This is a genomic window from Clostridium polyendosporum (assembly GCF_018332455.1).
Taxonomy (GTDB): domain Bacteria; phylum Bacillota; class Clostridia; order Clostridiales; family Clostridiaceae; genus Clostridium_AY; species Clostridium_AY polyendosporum.
In genome coordinates this window covers 12599-31641 of record NZ_BOPZ01000020.1, presented here as the reverse complement: position 1 = coordinate 31641, position 19043 = coordinate 12599, and the positions used below count along the sequence as shown (strand labels likewise).

The following is a 19043-nucleotide window of genomic DNA, read 5'->3' as shown; positions in this document are numbered from 1 at the left end:
ATTTTCCTTTCTCACATATAAATAAATATAACAATCATAGTTTATCTATTAGTTCTTCATAAAATACAAAACTCCTCATGGATAATCCATGAGGAGTTTTGTATTTTTTAAATTATAGCTCTACCTGGGATAATAAGTTTCTGATTTGTACATATAGATTCTGGTCCATCGAGACTATTTATTTTTAATAGTTCTGCTACTGTAGTATTAAATTTCTTCGCAAGATCCCATAAAGAATCTCCTTTTTGAACTGCATATATAGTAATAGATGCTTTCTTTCCAGACTTTTCACCTTCTTTTTCTTCAATACCACATACACATTCTTTTTTAACAAAAGAAAAGACTTTAACATACGTACTGATAATTGCTTTAATTGCTATAGTATGTGCTTCGATATCCGCTTGGATATTTTCAAGCCAAGCTTTTACCATAGACTTCATATCTGGTTTAGCATCTTGAATATCTACCGAAGTAGTAAATGGAATATCTGCATCTATCTTACTTACAAGCATTTCACTATCGGAACACTTATAAATTACATTTACCTTAACTATTCCATCCATTATTACTTTATTTTCTATAATTTTCTTTTCTAAAGAAACAACTTTACCGGAACAATTAATAATTTGAATTGGTTCACATTCTGCCTTAGCTGGTTCTACATTGTCTTTCACAATAATTTCATTAGCCCCTTGGCCATGCATTAAAGTCATATCAACTTTTTTCTTACTAAGCGCCATATTCCTCGATGGCGAATAAGCATCTTCAATTACATCTACACTTTCCTTGCTTACTATCTTAATATTTCCATCTATAAGAGATTCAATATCAATAACTCTAGCTTCTCCTAAGTCATCTTCACCCACACTGCAATCTGTGCCTATTACTTTAAAGTCGCCAAATGCTATCATATCATTTGCTACTCCTTCTATTTCTTCTTCTTTAGAAACAAATATATCATCTTCTAAAGCTATAAGTTCTCTTGAATCTGCTGCTTTATAAACTACATCAACTTTACAAAAACAACATAACTGAACTTTATCTTCTGAAAGCTTTATTTCTTTTTTATGGGGCATAACATCGCATTTAATAACTTTTCCTATTTGTGGCTTATCCATGCTTACTTGTATATGAGATTTAGCTATCATATCAATATTTTTATTAGATATAACCTTATCAAACACTTCAACCTTTTTTTTCATCTCAACGTCGCCAGAACTTTCTATATCCTTAACATATTCAAATTCTTCTTTTTTATATACGTTGCACCTTGTGCTTAAAACGCCTTCAAGATTAATTTTTCTTTCATTAATTATGTTCACATTAATATGTTCAACTTCGCACTCTGCATCGCATACCATTTTATGTTCTGCTCCAGCAACATCAATATAGTTTGAGAATTTATCGTTGTAAGTAACTACATGAGTTGCCATACCTTCTTCTTCTCTTGCTAAGTAAATAACATTGTATTCAATTTGCCCTTCAATATATACTCTTTCCTGAAGAACTTCTTTGCTAGTTATGATAGGTTTAGCTTCCACCATAAGTATTTTAGAAACATCTGGATGTGTATCTGGTACTAAGTACTCTCCCCTCAATACTGTGTCAGAGGCGTTTTCATTAAATAACTGTTCATATTCAATACTTTCTTTTATAATATCTAACTCTGCCAAATTTATCCCTCCCATAATATACCTACTATAATATATATAATAAGTAATAATAAAATATGATTTAGAAAAAAAATATTTTCCTCTTAATCTCAATAAACACGCTATATTACAGGAGAATTTTGTCGAACCATAATTATTTTTTTAAGTTTAGTGTTGACAAGTTGAAAAAAATGTCGTATTATAATATTGGTTATTGACCATATAACCTCTCATAAATTCTCAATACCCTTTTATACCATAGTTGAAAGATGGAAACCCACCATCTTTCCTTTTTTTATAGTCCTAGAAAACGTTCTCATAAAATATAGGATAAATTAAAACCTCGCTATACGAGGTTTTAGTTTATCCTATATATACTAGCTGTACAGTCTTGGTCAAAACATCAGAATAGCTATATGTCACAGTCCTCTGGGTGTCTGTATCTAGCCTAACAACGAAAATACTTGGGTATACACTTTCTAAGACTCCGTTGTTAACTAGTACTTTTCTTCTACCTCCATTAGCTTTTAAAGTCACTCTTTCACCAATATGGCCTTCAATGTCCTTTTTAATGGAAGCAAGCGTTCTTATTTTCTCCATTACTAACACCCTCTTTCCTATTCTATTATATATTGCATAGCTTAACCTGTCAAATAAATATAATATTTTATCACTTTTTGTTTTATTTTGTCAATGTAAATTTTTTGTTAATATTATGATAATATAATTATATCTTAAACTATTCTGCCCAATTTACATTTATATTATTCTTATTACTCCTATATTACAAACTAAAATCATCAATTGTGCACCTCTACGTATATAAAAAAGATGGCTTGAGCCATCTTTGTCGTCATCATTATTCGTATATTATTAATTACATTATACAATATAAGGAGACTTAGGATAACCTTCTCTGTACTTTCCTCTTGTTTGGAGACCACCTATACCTTTTATTCCTGTAATAGTATTCTCAATAACTTCTGTTATAGAAACTACCTGATCAATTCTAGTATAAGCTATTTTTTCACATACAAATACAGGATCTAAGCAGTGAATTAATACTCTGTTAGGAGAGCTAGCAAAATTAGCACCAGCATCTAATATACTTTCATAACAGGACTGACATGCACCGGCAAAAATAACAAGCTCATCGTAACTTGAATTATAATTTCTTAGATTTTGTACAGATTCAATAAAATACTTAGAATTTCTATAGTTGTTTAAATCAAGGTAATTAGTAGCATTTCTTATAAGACCATCATGACCAGTTAAAACTACTATATCAGGTTTTACAACCTTGACAATCTCTACTACCTGAAGTGGCTGCTCTTTCTCCGAAATAGATTTACCTGTGGCATTCAAATTTAGTTGCTTGTACACCTTCAAGCAAGCATCTAAATATTGTGGATCTCCGTCTATATGCAGTATTTTACCTGGCCTTCCAAAAACCAATTCTTTCTCAGGAATTATCTTCGCTGACTTGTTTATCCTGCTCTGAAGATTCCGCCCCAAGAGGTCTCTAGAAAGCATCACCTTCTTTATAGCTTCGTTCACTCTGGCATTAAATATTTTATCTTTTTCTCCAGTAAAGTTATCATCTACTTCTTCTAAATCTTCTATCTTTGCATCTGCAATTATTCTTATATTAATGCCTTTTAGAACGTAAAATACTTCATTATTATCTTCCCTAATGTCTATAATCTTAAAGGTGATATCTTTACCATAAGATTTTCTAACAACTAAATCGCCAACCTTCATTTCCTTCTCCCTTTAAAAATATGTTATACAGTATTATCATATGTAGTATTCGTATATTTGTTATCATTTCACTTCATGAAATGAAAACAAATCAAGCCATCTTTATGATAGATGGCTTTCATGTAATAATCTATTCACTTTGATCATAAACCTTTTTAAAATCCTCAACAAACTTCAAATAATCATTTTGCTCCTTAATGATTCCTTCAATCTTATTATTAAAAGTATTTTGTCCCCAATTAACTTCATTATAATAGTATCTATTAGCCAATCTCCAGAACCTCTGTGGAAATAGAAGATATGCAAATATTACTCTATACTCTTCAGGGTAAAGTGGGATAATAGAATTATATGCTTCAAGTATTGCATTAGCATACTCTATATTCCATTTCACTCTTTTCAAAACCTTTATCATAAAGTTAGCTATATCGTAAGCTCTAACTTCTCTCTTACAATAATCAAAATCAATAACATGTACATCATTAACATCATCTAAAATGATATTATGATATGTGAAGTCATGGTGACAAAAAGATTTTTCCTTTTCTGTCCTTTCACAAATACTAATATACTGTGAGTCTTGAAGCATTTGTAGTGCTCTTTGTGCAAGCCCCTTATAAAAGTCCATAGACTTAATATAGTTTAAATCAAAACCTGTTTTTGCACTTTTCTTCCTAGTCATATCTCTCATCTTATCTAAAGATTTTATCCTCTTATCCATTAGATGTGGCCATCTGCCAAGATCGCTCTTTAATTTTGAGTTTTCTGGAGGGTCATACCCCTTAGTTGCTTCATGCATTACAGCTAAAGTCTTCGCTGCTATTTTTACTTCTTCAATATTGTGAAAATCACATTCTCTTCCTTGTATCCATTCAGATAATGTGTATAAATCTTCATTTACTAGAGCATAAGGTTCTCCATCAATGTTTAAGTTATACCTATCTACCCTAGTAAATCCATTTTTTATTAAATGCTCTTTAGCTCCATAAACGAATAAAAGCTTTTGAGCACCAAAATTAATTCTCTTTAAACACTTTTCTCCCTTATTAGTTTTTAGATAGTAGATACCCTTATTAGGTCTTATTACCTCAATCTTTATATCGAACTGTCTTTCTATTTCAAATTCCCTCATCATAGTGCTCACCTCCTCTATATTTATATGTACAAGCATTTCTATTTATTAACATTTTTTATATAAAACTAATATAATAGACTATAAACATTTGGAAAGGATAAGTGTATGAAAATTGCAATTGATGGAAGGGCTGCAAAGTGGTACAGAGGTACTGGTATTGGAACCTATACTTATCAATTAATAAATAATCTTAATCAGATTGATTTTTTAAATCAATATCTCTTGTTTATGCCTCAACATGCTCCCTTTGAACGACAACTTAGAGACAACTTCAACACGAGCTATTCGCTAGATAACAACAAAGATAACTTTTGGGAAGAAGTACGAATCCCTAATATATTAAGTGATAACGAAATTGATATATATCATGTCCCCCAAAACGGAGTTGGTCTATCTCAAAATATTCACTGCGCCTCAATGATAACTCTTCATGATATTATTCCTTTAAGAATGCCTGAAACAGTAAGTAATAGATATCTAAAAATTTTCAATGAAGATATACCAAAGATAATTGAAAAATGTAATGGTATAATTACTGTTTCTGAATTTTCTAAAAACGATATTGCAAAAGAATTTAATTTTCCAAAAGAAAAAATTTTCGTTACTCATTTAGCTGCTGAAGATATATATAGACCATTAAATAAAATAGAATGTAAAAATCTTATTAATAAAAAATATGGTGTTTGTAGTGATTTTATTCTTTATGTCGGAGGATTTAGTCCTAGAAAAAACATCCTTGGATTAATAGAGGCATTTAGTATACTATTAAAGCACTATAAAAAAGATATAAAACTTATAATTACAGGAAAACATGGGATATCTTATGAAAAATATAAAAAAAGAGCGGAGGACCTAAAAATACTCTCTCATGTAATCTTCCCTGGATTTATTCCTCTTGAAGATATGCCTCTATTCTATAATGCATCAAAAGTATTTGTTTACCCGTCCTTCTATGAAGGATTTGGTCTTCCCCCTCTTGAAGCCATGGCTTGTGGTACTCCTGTAATAGCTTCTTCTGAAACTTCTGTACCAGAAGTAGTTGGAGATGCTGCTTTGCATGTAAATCCTAATAATATACTAAAGATCTATGAACTTATGCTCTCAATTTTAGAAGATAGAGCTCTTTCTCTATCACTTATTAACAAAGGACTTATACATTCTTCAAAATTTAATTGGAAAAAAACAGCCTATGATACTGTTGATGCTTATAAATCAATTTGTAATATAATATAATTAGTTAAGGTATAAGCATTGCTTATACCTTAACTAATTATATTATATATTATTTTTACATATTTTCCAATATATTCAATTTGAACTCTTTTAAAAAGTCCTCTCTATCTTCCTTAAATTCTAATTTATTCGATAATTTATACAAAAATATATCTTCTCCCCAATCCTTTTTCTTATAGTAATAATCCCTTGTACATGTATAAAAATCATGAGGGAATTTTAACAGTATATATAGGAGTTCATATTCAGATTTATTAAGTAAAGCAACCTCATTATATACTCTTAATATTTCTTTACATTTCTCAATATCAAAAGAAAAATTCTTTATACTTTTAAGTATAAATGTTGCTAAATCTTTAACCCTTATATCAATAGTACAGTAATCGAAGTCTATAAAGTGAGCTTCATTATTTTTTATAAGAATATTATGATGAGCCAAATCATTATGACATAACACAATCTTTGAAGAATCCTTACAAAGTTTTGAGTAAGCCTCTAAATTTATGGATTGTTTACATTCATATATTTGCTTTAGATAATAATCTACATTATCCATATAAAGCTTATCAAAATCATTCTTATAGCTATATCTTGCTACTTGATCTTTAAATTTTATTAAATCTTCGTATGCCATATCAAAATAGTACGAAAGATCATTAAGAGTAACGTTGTCTTCTAACATACCAGCCTCTCCTACACACTCAAACAACCCCAAAGAAGCATTATGAAGCTCACCTAATGCTTTAGAAGCAAGATATAAATCCACTTGATTTGAAAAAGCACTCTCTCTTCCTTCTATAAGCCCTAAAATTATATATAACCCATTTTTCCATTGCACAAAATTCTTTCCATCCTTACATTTCTCTATGGTTAGTATCCGACTAAAATTTTGTTTTATATAATCTAAAGATGTGCATATAAAATCCAATCGTTCCTTAGAATAATCTATTCTTTTTAAAATCTTCTTTCCTATAGATGTATCTAAAATATACACACTTCTTAACGGAACTACATCTTCTACCTGCAAGTTATACATATCAAACAACTCAACATTTAAATCGTAAGCACAAAGATATTTTTTGTCGCCATATTTCACCTTTAACAATGAAACCACCCTTTATAATTAATATCTATATTAAAGCCTCCCCATCCTTTAGAACGGCTAAAGTTAACCTTCTTGCATACTCATTATCATCCCAATGCTTCTTTCCTTCTCTTCTTTTGTCACATATCTTCATAAACTCAAAAGGATATGAAATCATCGCTAATATAAAGTTTTTACTTATATTTTGTAAACTTTCATGACATATAAATTCTGTGACTACTTTTTCCCAGCTAATATCAACCCCTTTCCTCTTGAGTTTATTTAAATAAGCTATGCAATCACACTCCACCGTATTAAAACATAGTCCGCTTATATCACAAACTTTGATCTCACCATCCACCCAAAGATTATTACTTTCACAGCTCCCAAGACACACCTCATTATTTTTCATACTTCTCAAAATAATTGATATATACTCATCATTTGAAATATAGTTTATACACTTTTTAGCTCTGTCAAGAATTTTTGGTGCCAAAAAATAAAGTTCCCTTTCAAAGGAGTCACTAGGTCCTCTTTCCTCAATTTTTCCTAGTATTCGCTTAAGCTTCTTTATCTGCACCTTACACTCTTCTATTTCCTTCCCTATAGAACTTTGAATACTAAGAAGAAAAACTCCATTACTATTCTTCATTTTTTCATGAAACATAGAAATAACTTCTATCTGTTTAAGAATATTGTATTCGTCTAATTCATTTGGTAGAATTTTTTTTGTTTTCTCTTTTCCTCTTACAACATTTATCTTTTTTTCCTGTAAGTAATTATTTATCGAGTACATTAGCTTCCTCCTAAATACACTGCTTTCCTTAATTCATTTACAAATTCTTGTCTCTCCTCTCTATCATAAATATATCTCATTAACTTTTTAATAAAAAACTCTTCTTCCCATGGTTGCTGCTCCCAGTAATACTGTATGCCTAATTGCCAATACTGTTGGGGAAATTCTACAAAAGCAGCCATTATTGGTATTTCATCTTGGTCTATCCTCTTATTGGCTGCATAAGCATCAAAAATAAAAAAAGCTTTTTTTAAATCCCACTTACCATCCTTCATAGAACGTATTAATAAAGATGCTAAGTCATGCAGATGTGTATCTAAAATACAATAATCAAAATCAATTATATTTATTTCCCCCGTACTATTTACTAGAACATTATGATGAGCATAATCATGGTGACAAAACCCCCTTTTCATCACCTCTTTTTTCATCAACTCCAAATAATTACTCTGTAAAAGATTCTTAATAGACCACTCAACTCTTTTTAATTCTTCATCCATTATAGATAAGTAAAGCTTATCAAACTCTGATTTATATGCTTTTTGATATATCCTCTTTCTAAAATCCAATATTTCATCTCCCCTAACTCCAAAGATCTTCCCCCATCTAAGCCATCCAATCCTCGGCTTCATTTTCTTCGTAATGTTAAAACCTTCACTGCATACATGAAGCTCAGAAAGTTTAAGAGAAGCTTTTAATAAATCTATAGGATTATCATAATTGCTCTCCCTAGAAATTACCCATGGAGTTAGATATGCATACTTTTCTCCAAGACTTATAAAAGAAGTCTCAAAACAAGTTTTTATTATTTGCGGAATGGTTTTGAATCCTTTTTTTTGAAGATGTTGAATTGCTGAAAGGATAAAATGAAAATGAGGATATTGATAATCTATAACTTTTAAACAATAATCCTCATCTTCTGTTGATATCTTATATATGTTTTTTATTTTTTTGCATGAATTACTTACAATACCATAGTTTTTTTTGACTATTTCAATAATTTCACCTATTTCCACATTTATCCCTCCGCCTCTTATTTCATTTTATTATATGTATTGGCTTTTATTGGTGTTACATTCACAAAATCATATTCTCAATAATATTATTAATATATATAGGATTTTTAGGAGAGGATTTTATGAAGATCGCCATTGATGCAAGAGGTATCAATTGGTATAAAGGGACAGGAATAGGCACCTATACCTATAATGTTCTAAAAAAATTACTTCAATTTAATGATAATAATGAATATTCATTATTTTGGTCAGGAGGAAACTTTCAGGAGTTTAAAAGAAGAAATACAAATATTATTATGGCATCAAAAAAACATCAGAGATTCTTCGAAAGTATCTACTTCCCCAACTATATAGACTGTTACAACGTAGATATTTATCATGTACCTCAAAATGGTATAGGTATTTCTAATGGATTAAATTGCAAAAAAATTGTTACCATACATGATTTAATACCTTATATCCTACCTGAAACAGTAGGTAAAGGATATCTTAAAAAATTTCTTGAAGAGATGCCTAAGATAATAGAATGTTCTGATGGAATAATCACTGTTTCTGAACAATCCAAAAATGACATACTTAAATTCTTTCCATGCTATGATAAAGAGAAAATATATGTTACCCCCCTTGCCGCTGATGTACAATTTAACCCTATAGATAAAAAGCAATGTAAAAATACAGTTAATGAAAGATATAAATTTAATACACCATATATACTATATATAGGTGGTTTTAGTGCAAGAAAAAACGTAAGAGGATTAATAGAAGCTTTTCATAAAATTCAAAAAGACTTAAAAAAGGTTATCTCCCTAGTTATAGTTGGTTCCTTGAGAGATGAAGGAGAAAAAATTTATAATTTAGTAAAGGAATTAAACCTCTTAGACAAAATTATTTTTACTGGTTTTGCTGAGGATCAATTTCTGCCAACTTTATATAGTGGATGCGAAGTCTTTGTGTATCCATCATTTTATGAGGGTTTTGGCCTTCCACCATTAGAAGCAATGAGCTGTAAAGCACCAGTAATCACTTCAAATACCACTTCTATACCTGAAGTAGTAGGAGATGCTGGGTTACTTATAAATCCTCATAATAAAGATGAACTTTCATGTGCTTTACTAAAAGTTTTAAATGATGAAGATTTTAAGGAAAATCTAAGAGAAAAAGGATACTTAAGAAGTCAACACTTTAGCTGGCAAAACACAGCTATAAATACACTTATGGCATACCAGTCAGTAAATGAAAATCTCACCCTTTCCCCCAAAGTTGTCATTTAACTCTCCACCTATCAAGATTATAGATAAAGCAATTTTAGATTTTATTAAATAAGATAAAAGCAGCCTGATGCTATATCAAGCTGCTCTTATCTTATTTTACTTGTTGTCATTTCACAAAGTGAAATCTGGCTCAAATTTAACAGGCTTCGAGCCTATTAAATTCTATTTTTCATAAATTATTTAGGATTAAAGCGATGTATCTTTAGTATGATTGATGCCTACTAAGCTTTAGTATATCTCATATTCCCGTATTTATTTTGTTTAAAATATTAGGGTAATTTACTTCCATGAATTTTATAAACTCATAATAATTATTTTTTCTTTTTGAGTTGCTTTGTATATTAACGAATCTTGCCCAAAGCTTATCATCATTTAATAATATAGCTCTTCTATCAATTATTTTATTTCTATAGCAATTATTATTGCTCGGAAAAACATTTTCTTCATACATGAAACTTAATAGTTCATCACAGTTCATCATAGAGAAGAAAATAAATTGTTTAAGCGCATCTTTATTCTTCTTATTATCTAATAATACTAAATTGACACCATCAAGCGATACAAAATTATTCCCTCCCTTTTCAAAACTAGGAAGCTTTACTACTCTCCATTTACTTGTTTTAAACTTTTCCTTTAATTCACCCAAGCTATTACTTGATCCTAAAACTACGATGCTATTATATTGTTTTTGATCATTAATTATTTTTAAAATTTTTTCCTTTTTCATAGTACTTAAAAGTTTTATAATCCTATCTATTTTCTCACTGTTTTCAGTTATATCTTTTTGATTATCTAAAATATTAATTTGATAACATAAGATCTTAAAAAGCTCTCTTTCCTGACTTTTATTCAAAGTAAGAAGTACTTTACTACCCTTAGATAACTCATAAAGCTTTTTCCCTGAAGCAATAAACTCCTCCCAACTATTTACTTCTTCCATATTTATATCATATTTTTCTAAGACTTCACTATTATAATAAACAACTATAGGTCTAGAATCCCATGGAAATCCATACACTTCATTCTTATATCTAACCTCATCTACTCTAGATGGAGAGAAATTATTTAAATAACTATTTAAATCCGTTGTTATGCTTTCAAAAGAATCACTTCTTTTTTCTAATAGTTTTATAATCTCTTCTCCAGTTAATAGAACCATATCTGGTTCATTTTTATTATCTTTAAGTGATTTCTCAACAGAAGTTATGTATTTATCCTTATTAAAATCCTTTATATTTATTTCTACTCTAGGATTCTTTTCTACAAACTCCTTAGCTCTCTTTTTCAGATATTCACTGTATGGACCATAACTCCATATTTCATATTTACCAGATAATCTTTTATAGTTATTATTAGTAAAAAAGCATCCATTAAAAAGTGTAGAAATTACGAATACCATAATAATAATTGTACTTACTCTTCTCAAAATATCACCTCTGCCTGATAATTAAGTATAAATGAGTTTATGGTTAAATTTAAATATTTATAGATTATTAAACTTGCTTATTTTTACTTACATTATAACACAAGTATATACATAACAAAAAAGACCCTTGGCTACAAATGTGTAACTAAGACTCTTTATCTATTCTCTTTAAAATTTTATAGCAACTATTGTCATATATAATTGACCGAAAAGCCTATACTTCTAACGTGGGGGTAGTTCACCATTATCAACTGCTATATGGGCAAATATACATGATTCCACATCTCCTTTTGATTTAATACAATAATATTCTCCATCTATGCATCCTCCTACATATGGAGCATCATTAAAGAAATCTATAGAAACGTAGGGTTTAGACATTCTTATAGTCTTTATTCTTCTGCTAAGTTCTATCCTTTGACTAGGAGTTAGCATTAATTCTATATTAGATTTACTGCCAACAGGCATATACATAAAGTACCACCCCACTCTAGCTCCTTTATTAATTAACATTTCTATAAATTCATCTGAAGTAACTTTTTCTACGTTACTTCTGGAAACAACAGATGAAACACCAAAAAACACCCCTCTATCTTTAAGAAAATCCATTCCTTTCATAACTTTTAAAAAAGTTCCGCTTCCCCCTTTAGAGTCTGTCTCTTTCTCAAAACCATCTAAATATAACATAGGTATTATATTTCCTAATTTCACTATTTTATCTGCTACTTCTTTAGTAATTAACGTACCATTAGTAAAAGTCATGAACTCTATGTCACTATACTTTTCATAAATTTCCCACATATAGTTAACAGAAAAAGGTTCTGCACCTAAAACCATTATGAAATAAATCCCTAAGTCGCGAGCTTGACCTACTACTTTATCAATATCTTCATAACTTAACTCTTTAGACTTATCATAATCTACCTCATAGCATCCAATATATCTTAAGTTACACTTTATAGATGGACTAATTAGTAAAACAAATGGTATCTTTGTATCTTCTTTCTCAAGCCACTTTTTTCTCTTCAATGTTCCATCCCAAATAGCATTAATAAAGAAATTTTCGAATAACTTTTTCATAAAAGCCTTATTAGTATTAGTTAAAACCTCTTGTAAAAATTGTTTTATTGAAGGAACTTCATTATAATATTTTTCTATCTCTTCAATACTTTTCTTAGAATCATCATCTTTAGCCAACATTCTAGCTAATGAAAATATTCTATTAATATTCTTTTCAGGATTATGCTCTATAACTTCATAAATGGTTGCAACCACAGCCTTTTTAATATTTTTATGCATACTTTCAATAATCTTCATAAAAATATCCTCCTGTAAGAGATATACTACTTTCAATAATAATTACTAGATTTATTTTCGTTATACTATAATGAAATTTATGACCTAAAAATATATCTATTTTTATCACAAATATAAATATACTTCTCATACTGTATTTTCTTTATTAACTTCTACATAGTGTTATATTATATTGAAATTGCTTTACGTTTATTACATTGCTTTCCTTTATCTAAAACTATTAATACAAATTCTATTAACTATTTAACTTGTTTATATTACTACTTATATTTTGTTATCAAGAATTTTTGATTGCAAGCATATATATTTATAAAGATACTTAAATACTTATTAATATAGAATTCTCAAAACATCAAAAATAAAGTTTTCTAAATTAAAATCAGTTACTCTTACTTTTATTAAATAATTTTAATGGGGGAAAAAAATGATTAAAAATGGAATTGAAATAATAGGATTATCACCTCAAGAAGAGTTTACTTCGATTTCCTCTCCATATTCTGTACCCTTCTCACAGGGGGATTATATCTTTGTAAGCAGAAGAAAACATCATATTAAGGAACTATTAAAAGTATCTTTTGACATTGTTAATTTAACTTATAATGAAATTGTTCTAAAAGATAAAAAAATACTAACTTTTGAAGGAATAAAAAATTACACTTTAGAATATCGCGATACTCATAAAAAGAGAATTACTGTTACTAGAACTATTCCCTTTAACCATTTTATTGAACTTCCACCAACAGTTTACGATTTTGATAGTTTTAAAATATTAAAAATGGATGGAGCATTTAAGAACATAAATGGAAACATGATTTATGGGAACATACTATTATTAATTGCACTTATATCAAAAAAAGAATCACTAATCATGGTCAGCAATGAACCAAAACCTGATTATGATATTCTTTCTATTGATGACACTGTCAATAATAATACTTACGACAATATTGATGTTAAGAACTTATATTTATTAAAAGAAAATAATGTAGACTTAGTTCTAGATGAAAAAAGTGATATAAATATATTAATTACAGAAAATGATAATAGATTACAACCAATTGAAAATAAAGAAGAAGATATAGAATTTATACCCGAGCAACCTATAGTTGAAAATAATATTGTAGAATTAGATGAAGAATTTATGTAGGAGGTACAATATGAAATTTTGTATAGATGGATTAGCTGCAAGTAATCTCAACGGAACAAACTTATACTCTTATACTAAAGAAATAGTAACTCTTTTAAACTCTTCTGATAAATTTGATGCTATGTACGCATTATGGGATAACTTTCCTCTTAGCTTCTACTGGAAAAGACTTCAAAATATACAATTTATGTCACTGGGCATAGATAGAACACAAAATGACCTTTCAAAATTAGAAGAATTTCTTTTAGCGAATAAAATTGATATATATCATTCTCCAAATAATGGTTTCAGTATTCCCGCTAATAAGGTGTGTAAATATATTACCACTATACACACCCTATATCCTGTAGCTGCTAAAGAAATGGTAGATGAAAAATATTATACAAAATTTATGAATATGGTTCCTCACGCTCTCGAATTATCTGATAGCATTGTTGTAAATTCTGAATTTACTAAATCAGAGTTAATTAAATATTTTTCAATTGATGAAAATAAAGTTAGAGTAGTTTATCCCAAGTGCAGCGAAATGTTTATTCGTATGGAAGATTCAATGTGCATCAACTTTTTGAAAAGAAATTATAAAATAACTTTCCCTTATCTACTTTATGTTGGAAACATAACCCCAAGAAAAAACATAGATGCTATTATAAAACTCTTAAAACAAACAAAAGAGAAAATAAAAGACTTAAAACTAGTTATAGCAGGAGATATTTCAGGTAAACGTACTGATTATGTAAATGATATAAAGAAGCTTATTCATAGTTATAACTTAGATAGTGATGTAGTATTTCTTGGAGTGGTCAAGCAGACACACCTTCCTGTTCTATACAGTGGTGCAGTTTGTGTAGTAGATTTTTCTGAATATAATAGTTACCCACTATCAACAGTTGAAGCGTTAAAATGTAAAGCTATTGTTATTTGTAATAGAACTGATGTTAATTCAAAAATTCTTGATCAATGTGTAATATTTGCTAATCAACCAGAAACCTCTTCTATGGCAGAATTCATCCACGGAATTCATAGAAGCACAGAATATAAAAACAAAGTGCTTTCTAAGCTAAAAATACCACTATCCTCTTCTGATGAAGAACTGCTATCAATCTATAAATAAAGCTGAGCAAGCATCAAGCCTACTAAAAAAGATAAACAACTTCATCCTTATACAATTCATGAAACTAGCCTCAAAATGTACTGCTTTTTCTAAGGAATAGAATTATATTTTTATATTCTATTCTTTTTTTATAAATCTTTTTAACACACCTACACACCTCAACCTATTTATACTTTTTCATTAAAAATCTAATATAAATATTTTATATAGAATTTTTATGAAAAATAAAAATCACCTGACTTCAAAACATAACAATGAATTCAGATGATTTTAACATATTAATAATTTCTGTAACTATTCCCTCTCTTTTAAACTTCTTAGATTTTATGGTTATAAACCTTATTTTTGCATCTAATATTTTCACTTTTATTTCCCCAATATCAATTTTTAGGATAAACAAGTTCAAACTGTAAGATTTTTAAAAAGCCCCTAGTTTTACTACTCTTTCTAAAATTCCCAATTAGCTTATGAACTTGTTTATCAGTACATTATATTTAATATTAAGAGTAATAATTCCTAATTATAATATTTCTATTTCTACATCCTCAACCATTGCATCGGTACTACCATATATAAAATTAATTATTTCATCTATAGAGCTATTAGCATGTCTTGTGTTATTAGTAACACATGCAACTCCAAGTACCAATAATTTATGATTATCATGATGCTCAATTTCACTTATGGATGCATTAAACTTATTTTTAGTTTTAGCTATAATACTTCTAGCTACCATTCTCTTATCCTTTAAAGATTGCGACCAAGGTATCTTTATTGTTACTCTTGCTGTTCCTATAATCATTTTTATCACCTATTAACGTATTTTTAAACTTTATATTTATATTATGACTAAAAAAAAAGATTATAAGCTACAAAAAGAAAAAAACCTTCAGTAGAAGGATTTTGGCAGCCCGTAGGAGAATCGAACTCCTGATTTCACCGTGAGAGGGTGACGTCTTGACCACTTGACCAACGGGCCATTTCATAAATAATTTTACAATAAACTTTAAATTATGTCAATATATGTATGACTGAATATTCAATAAATTCAATATATATATTGGTGTTGTAAATATATAACTTTATAGTTAAATGTATAATTCATGATCTATAAATTCATATTCAATTAAGAACTTCAAAAAAAATATTCAACACGGAGACTACCTGTTGTTATTTCACGAAGTAAAATTTCACTAAAATTGAATAAGTTAATACCTATTCAATTTTAGTTTTCATGAATCATTTAAGAACTGAAACTATTTATCTTTATCTATAAATTCTATTGTTAAAGTTTATTATTCAAATCTCTCTATAATTATGTCCCATCTATTATTTATTAAACCATAAACATAATTATCCATATATATTCCAGTTCTTTTATTAAAACAATGAGCTTTTCTAGTTCCTTCTTTTTCAAACCCAGCACTTTCACATACTTTTATAGATGATATATTACCTGTATTTATGTTTGCTTCCAGCTTATGTATTCCTGCGTAGTTAAAAGAAAAATCCACAAGCCAGCTTAATATATACTTCATTATTCCTCTATTGGTAAAATCTCTATTTAATACATATCCTACTTCGGCTCTTGAATCAACTAAACTAATATTAAACAATACAATTAAGCCTATAACTTTTGATATACGCTTATCTTCTATAGCCCAATCTATTCTTATTCTTTCTTCGTATAATTCACTTAATTCTTCAATAAAGTCCTTAGCACTCTCTTCATCTCTAATAAAAGGTGCCCTATCATAAGTAGCTATATCTTTATTCTGATAAATATCCCAGATATCTTTTGCATCATCCTTTTTCAGCTTTCTAAGCTTAAATCCTTCTGTTTCTAGTTCCGGAAAATCATTAAATATACTTTCTATATTATTAAGCTTAAATCTAGCAAATAAAGGCATAAGTTCCTCCAAAAAATCCTTTTTTTAAGTATATGTAACTTAAGTTAAAATTAGAACACTTTTTTTACAGAAAAAAAGAGTTGTTGACATTTTATTTATATCAACAACCTCACATGTATGATTTGCATAATATTGTCTTCTAAAATTTATATTCTAACATTTGTAGGTATATATAGTAATACATATCAAAAATGTATTAGTGAAGCTTTTGTATTTTATAATCCTAATGCTTTTCTCTTCTCTAATATTATTTGCTCAAGAATGTCTGCTGTCTTAGCTACATCTCCCTCAAGAATTAATTGACCACCTGTTATTTCCTTTAAGCTCTCAGTTAATGTATTTGTTACAATGTCACTTCCTTCAATAAATGGAGGAAGTGCAAGATGTAGTGGTAATCCTAATGCCAATCCAAACGCTCCGTCTGCTAATGCCTGTTCTTCAAGCCACTGTGGTGCTGAAAGAACTAATGGAAGTTGTGGAACATCTATACCTAAGAATTCAGCAAGCTCTGTTGCAACAATTTCAAGTCTTCCTATAGCAAGGCATGGACCAAAGTTTAGAACTGGAGGTATACCAAGTGATTCACATACTTCTCTTAAGTTGTCACCTGCAAGAGCAGCAGCCCTTGGTGACATTAAGCCAACATTTTCAAGTCCTCCTGATGAACAGCCAGCTGAAAGAACTAGTATATCTCTCTTTATAAGCTCCTTAGTTAACTCTACTGTGAATACATCATGGCCTAATGCAGTAAGGTTTGAACATCCAACAACTCCAGCAACACCCTTAATCTTACCTTGCGCAATTAAATCTACAAGAGGTTTCCACGTACCACCCAGGAACTTCTTAAGTGATGTTTCACTTACCCCTGTAATAGTATCATCATTTCCATGATCTTTAGGTATTTTTATTTCAACTTTTTCTCTTCTGTTTTTATAGCTTACAAGGGCTTCTGTTAATATTCCCTCTGTTATTTTCCCTCTATCCTCAAAGGAGAATCTTACAAAGTCAGCACTTGACTTCTTAGCTACATCATCTAAACAAACCATCTTTACCATATACTTTTCTGCTACTGGTTCAATTCCTGGGAGTGTACAATTGAACTCTGATAATACTATATCAATAGCACCTGTAGCTAGTACAGCTTCACTTGTGAAATTATTTCCTGCATGTCCTGAAAATATATCATCATAGTGTTCTCCTCTAAGTTGAAGATCTTGCCCAACACATGTACATCCAACCAACTTAAAGCCCTTTGCACCATATTCTCTTGCCATATCTTGAACTTCTTCCTTCTTTAGTTCATCTTGAAGATGAGTAAAGATTGAATGCTGGTGTCCTGTAATCATTATGTTTATATAGTCCTCATCTATAACTCTAAATCCAACCTTAGCAGGTCTAATAACAGGTTCTCCGAGCATTATATCATTAAGAAGATTTGTTAATGTTAATCCATAAAGTCCTGTAGCTATTCCAAGTTGAAGAGAATGCATTAACATATCTACAGGATCACTGTTTAAATTCGTTGATGTCTTAACTAAAGCATCGAAAACTTCTGATTTAGCTCCCCCTGGAAGTATACCAAGCTCCTTCCACCTTTTAAATCTTGGAGCATAAGTTAACTTTTTAAGAAGCTTCATTTTTTCATATCTTGGATTATAAAGATCGTCCAGCACTGCTTTTGCAACTCTTTCTGCTTTCTTGTGTATATTACTTTCATCTATGCCAAATACTTCTGCTAATCTATTTAGAGTTTCTCCCCCCTTAAGTTCTCCTTTAACTTCAGCTGTTTTCTTAAGGTTTAATGCAGTAGTTTCTACAACATGAATATAGCATCCTGCACCTGCTGCTACTGCACGTAAAAAGTTTCTTGCAACTATTGTATGTGCATCTGCACCACAAATACCTCTAGGTGATTTTGGTGTTATCCTACAAGGGCCATTAGCACATAATCTACAACATACCCCCTTCTTTCCAAAACCACATTTGTTCTTTTGTAGTTCTACTCTATGATGAGAAGTTTCTACATCTAACCCCTCAATATAATTTAACAACCCCTTATCTGCTGAATTACATAGTGTACATGTTCCACACAATCCCATAATTACCCCTCCTAATCTATACTATTTTAGTGTACTTTAATTTTAAAATAAAAGGGTTTCCCCTTAACTATACTATTTTTATACA

Annotated in this window: 16 protein-coding genes and 1 tRNA gene; 4 read left to right on the top strand and 13 right to left on the bottom strand. The window is 29.5% G+C overall.

Annotated features, from left to right (window positions below; genetic code table 11):
- Positions 1 to 107 precede the first annotated feature (107 nt).
- From CPJCM30710_RS11615 to CPJCM30710_RS11600, 4 genes are all read right to left on the bottom strand, one after another.
- Positions 108 to 1673 (bottom strand): DUF3794 and LysM peptidoglycan-binding domain-containing protein, encoded by a 1566-nt coding sequence (locus CPJCM30710_RS11615; RefSeq protein ID WP_212904342.1) that lies wholly within the window; start codon positions 1671 to 1673, stop codon positions 108 to 110.
- Positions 1674 to 2015: 342 nt separating this feature from the next.
- A complete protein-coding gene (locus tag CPJCM30710_RS11610) occupies positions 2016 to 2252 on the bottom strand; it encodes a Veg family protein (RefSeq protein ID WP_212904341.1) in 237 nt (78 codons plus the stop codon).
- A gap of 282 nt (positions 2253 to 2534) precedes the next feature.
- The gene (gene yabG, locus CPJCM30710_RS11605; protein WP_212904340.1) at positions 2535 to 3413 is read right to left on the bottom strand and encodes a sporulation peptidase YabG; all 879 of its coding nucleotides are present in this window, start codon (positions 3411 to 3413) and stop codon (positions 2535 to 2537) included.
- 130 nt (positions 3414 to 3543) lie between these two features.
- Positions 3544 to 4548 (bottom strand): CotS family spore coat protein, encoded by a 1005-nt coding sequence (locus CPJCM30710_RS11600; RefSeq protein ID WP_212904339.1) that lies wholly within the window; start codon positions 4546 to 4548, stop codon positions 3544 to 3546.
- Between the two features lie 105 nt (positions 4549 to 4653).
- Between CPJCM30710_RS11600 and CPJCM30710_RS11595 the strand changes: the two genes are divergently transcribed.
- Entirely contained in the window at positions 4654 to 5781 is a 1128-nt protein-coding gene (locus CPJCM30710_RS11595) for a glycosyltransferase family 4 protein (RefSeq protein WP_212904338.1), read from the top strand.
- 55 nt (positions 5782 to 5836) lie between these two features.
- Here CPJCM30710_RS11595 and CPJCM30710_RS11590 read toward each other — a convergent pair whose 3' ends face one another.
- Genes CPJCM30710_RS11590 through CPJCM30710_RS11580 form a run of 3 tightly spaced genes read right to left on the bottom strand, consistent with a single transcriptional unit; the run spans position 5837 to position 8677 of the window.
- Positions 5837 to 6877, bottom strand: coding sequence for a CotS family spore coat protein (locus tag CPJCM30710_RS11590; RefSeq protein WP_246503524.1), 1041 nt, complete (start codon positions 6875 to 6877; stop codon positions 5837 to 5839).
- 34 nt (positions 6878 to 6911) lie between these two features.
- Positions 6912 to 7661 carry a hypothetical protein gene (locus CPJCM30710_RS11585; RefSeq protein WP_212904336.1) on the bottom strand — a complete coding sequence of 250 codons (750 nt, stop codon included), beginning with the start codon at positions 7659 to 7661 and terminating at the stop codon, positions 6912 to 6914.
- Positions 7661 to 8677: a CotS family spore coat protein gene (locus CPJCM30710_RS11580; RefSeq protein ID WP_212904335.1), complete on the bottom strand. Its 1017-nt coding sequence runs from the start codon at positions 8675 to 8677 to the stop codon at positions 7661 to 7663. The genes CPJCM30710_RS11585 and CPJCM30710_RS11580 overlap by 1 nt, the downstream gene beginning before the upstream one ends.
- Positions 8678 to 8799: 122 nt before the next feature.
- Between CPJCM30710_RS11580 and CPJCM30710_RS11575 the strand changes: the two genes are divergently transcribed.
- Positions 8800 to 9948 carry a glycosyltransferase family 4 protein gene (locus tag CPJCM30710_RS11575; protein ID WP_212904334.1) on the top strand — a complete coding sequence of 383 codons (1149 nt, stop codon included), beginning with the start codon at positions 8800 to 8802 and terminating at the stop codon, positions 9946 to 9948.
- 238 nt (positions 9949 to 10186) lie between these two features.
- Here the strand turns inward: CPJCM30710_RS11575 and CPJCM30710_RS11570 are convergent, their stop codons facing one another.
- Complete coding sequence (locus CPJCM30710_RS11570) at positions 10187 to 11374, bottom strand: ABC transporter substrate-binding protein (protein WP_212904333.1); 1188 nt, start codon at positions 11372 to 11374, stop codon at positions 10187 to 10189.
- A gap of 222 nt (positions 11375 to 11596) precedes the next feature.
- A complete protein-coding gene (locus CPJCM30710_RS11565) occupies positions 11597 to 12691 on the bottom strand; it encodes a radical SAM/SPASM domain-containing protein (protein WP_212904332.1) in 1095 nt (364 codons plus the stop codon).
- A gap of 424 nt (positions 12692 to 13115) precedes the next feature.
- Between CPJCM30710_RS11565 and CPJCM30710_RS11560 the strand changes: the two genes are divergently transcribed.
- Both CPJCM30710_RS11560 and CPJCM30710_RS11555 read left to right on the top strand, forming a co-directional pair.
- A complete protein-coding gene (locus tag CPJCM30710_RS11560) occupies positions 13116 to 13838 on the top strand; it encodes a hypothetical protein (protein WP_212904331.1) in 723 nt (240 codons plus the stop codon).
- Between the two features lie 10 nt (positions 13839 to 13848).
- The gene (locus tag CPJCM30710_RS11555; RefSeq protein ID WP_212904330.1) at positions 13849 to 14949 is read left to right on the top strand and encodes a glycosyltransferase family 4 protein; all 1101 of its coding nucleotides are present in this window, start codon (positions 13849 to 13851) and stop codon (positions 14947 to 14949) included.
- 520 nt (positions 14950 to 15469) lie between these two features.
- Here CPJCM30710_RS11555 and CPJCM30710_RS11550 read toward each other — a convergent pair.
- The 4 genes from CPJCM30710_RS11550 to cooS all read right to left on the bottom strand — a co-directional run bounded on the left by CPJCM30710_RS11550 (position 15470) and on the right by cooS (position 18958).
- On the bottom strand, positions 15470 to 15751 hold the full coding sequence (locus tag CPJCM30710_RS11550) for a DUF503 domain-containing protein (RefSeq protein WP_212904329.1): 282 nt from the start codon (positions 15749 to 15751) through the stop codon (positions 15470 to 15472).
- Positions 15752 to 15853: 102 nt separating this feature from the next.
- Positions 15854 to 15928, bottom strand: a tRNA-Glu gene (locus tag CPJCM30710_RS11545).
- Between the two features lie 316 nt (positions 15929 to 16244).
- Positions 16245 to 16859 carry a GNAT family N-acetyltransferase gene (locus CPJCM30710_RS11540; RefSeq protein WP_212904328.1) on the bottom strand — a complete coding sequence of 205 codons (615 nt, stop codon included), beginning with the start codon at positions 16857 to 16859 and terminating at the stop codon, positions 16245 to 16247.
- Between the two features lie 215 nt (positions 16860 to 17074).
- Positions 17075 to 18958 carry an anaerobic carbon-monoxide dehydrogenase catalytic subunit gene (gene cooS / locus CPJCM30710_RS11535; protein WP_212904327.1) on the bottom strand — a complete coding sequence of 628 codons (1884 nt, stop codon included), beginning with the start codon at positions 18956 to 18958 and terminating at the stop codon, positions 17075 to 17077.
- Positions 18959 to 19043 lie beyond the last annotated feature (85 nt).

What these genes read in the sequence shown, in the direction of transcription:
- CPJCM30710_RS11610 (WP_212904341.1), bottom strand. Translation starts at nt 2,252, where the DNA reads ATGGAGAAAATAAGAACGCTTGCTTCCATTAAAAAGGACATTGAAGGC.
- yabG (WP_212904340.1), bottom strand. Translation starts at nt 3,413, where the DNA reads ATGAAGGTTGGCGATTTAGTTGTTAGAAAATCTTATGGTAAAGATATC.
- CPJCM30710_RS11600 (WP_212904339.1), bottom strand. Translation starts at nt 4,548, where the DNA reads ATGATGAGGGAATTTGAAATAGAAAGACAGTTCGATATAAAGATTGAG.
- CPJCM30710_RS11595 (WP_212904338.1), top strand. Translation starts at nt 4,654, where the DNA reads ATGAAAATTGCAATTGATGGAAGGGCTGCAAAGTGGTACAGAGGTACT.
- CPJCM30710_RS11585 (WP_212904336.1), bottom strand. Translation starts at nt 7,661, where the DNA reads ATGTACTCGATAAATAATTACTTACAGGAAAAAAAGATAAATGTTGTA.
- CPJCM30710_RS11575 (WP_212904334.1), top strand. Translation starts at nt 8,800, where the DNA reads ATGAAGATCGCCATTGATGCAAGAGGTATCAATTGGTATAAAGGGACA.
- CPJCM30710_RS11565 (WP_212904332.1), bottom strand. Translation starts at nt 12,691, where the DNA reads ATGAAGATTATTGAAAGTATGCATAAAAATATTAAAAAGGCTGTGGTT.
- CPJCM30710_RS11560 (WP_212904331.1), top strand. Translation starts at nt 13,116, where the DNA reads ATGATTAAAAATGGAATTGAAATAATAGGATTATCACCTCAAGAAGAG.
- CPJCM30710_RS11555 (WP_212904330.1), top strand. Translation starts at nt 13,849, where the DNA reads ATGAAATTTTGTATAGATGGATTAGCTGCAAGTAATCTCAACGGAACA.
- CPJCM30710_RS11550 (WP_212904329.1), bottom strand. Translation starts at nt 15,751, where the DNA reads ATGATTATAGGAACAGCAAGAGTAACAATAAAGATACCTTGGTCGCAA.
- CPJCM30710_RS11540 (WP_212904328.1), bottom strand. Translation starts at nt 16,859, where the DNA reads ATGCCTTTATTTGCTAGATTTAAGCTTAATAATATAGAAAGTATATTT.
- cooS (WP_212904327.1), bottom strand. Translation starts at nt 18,958, where the DNA reads ATGGGATTGTGTGGAACATGTACACTATGTAATTCAGCAGATAAGGGG.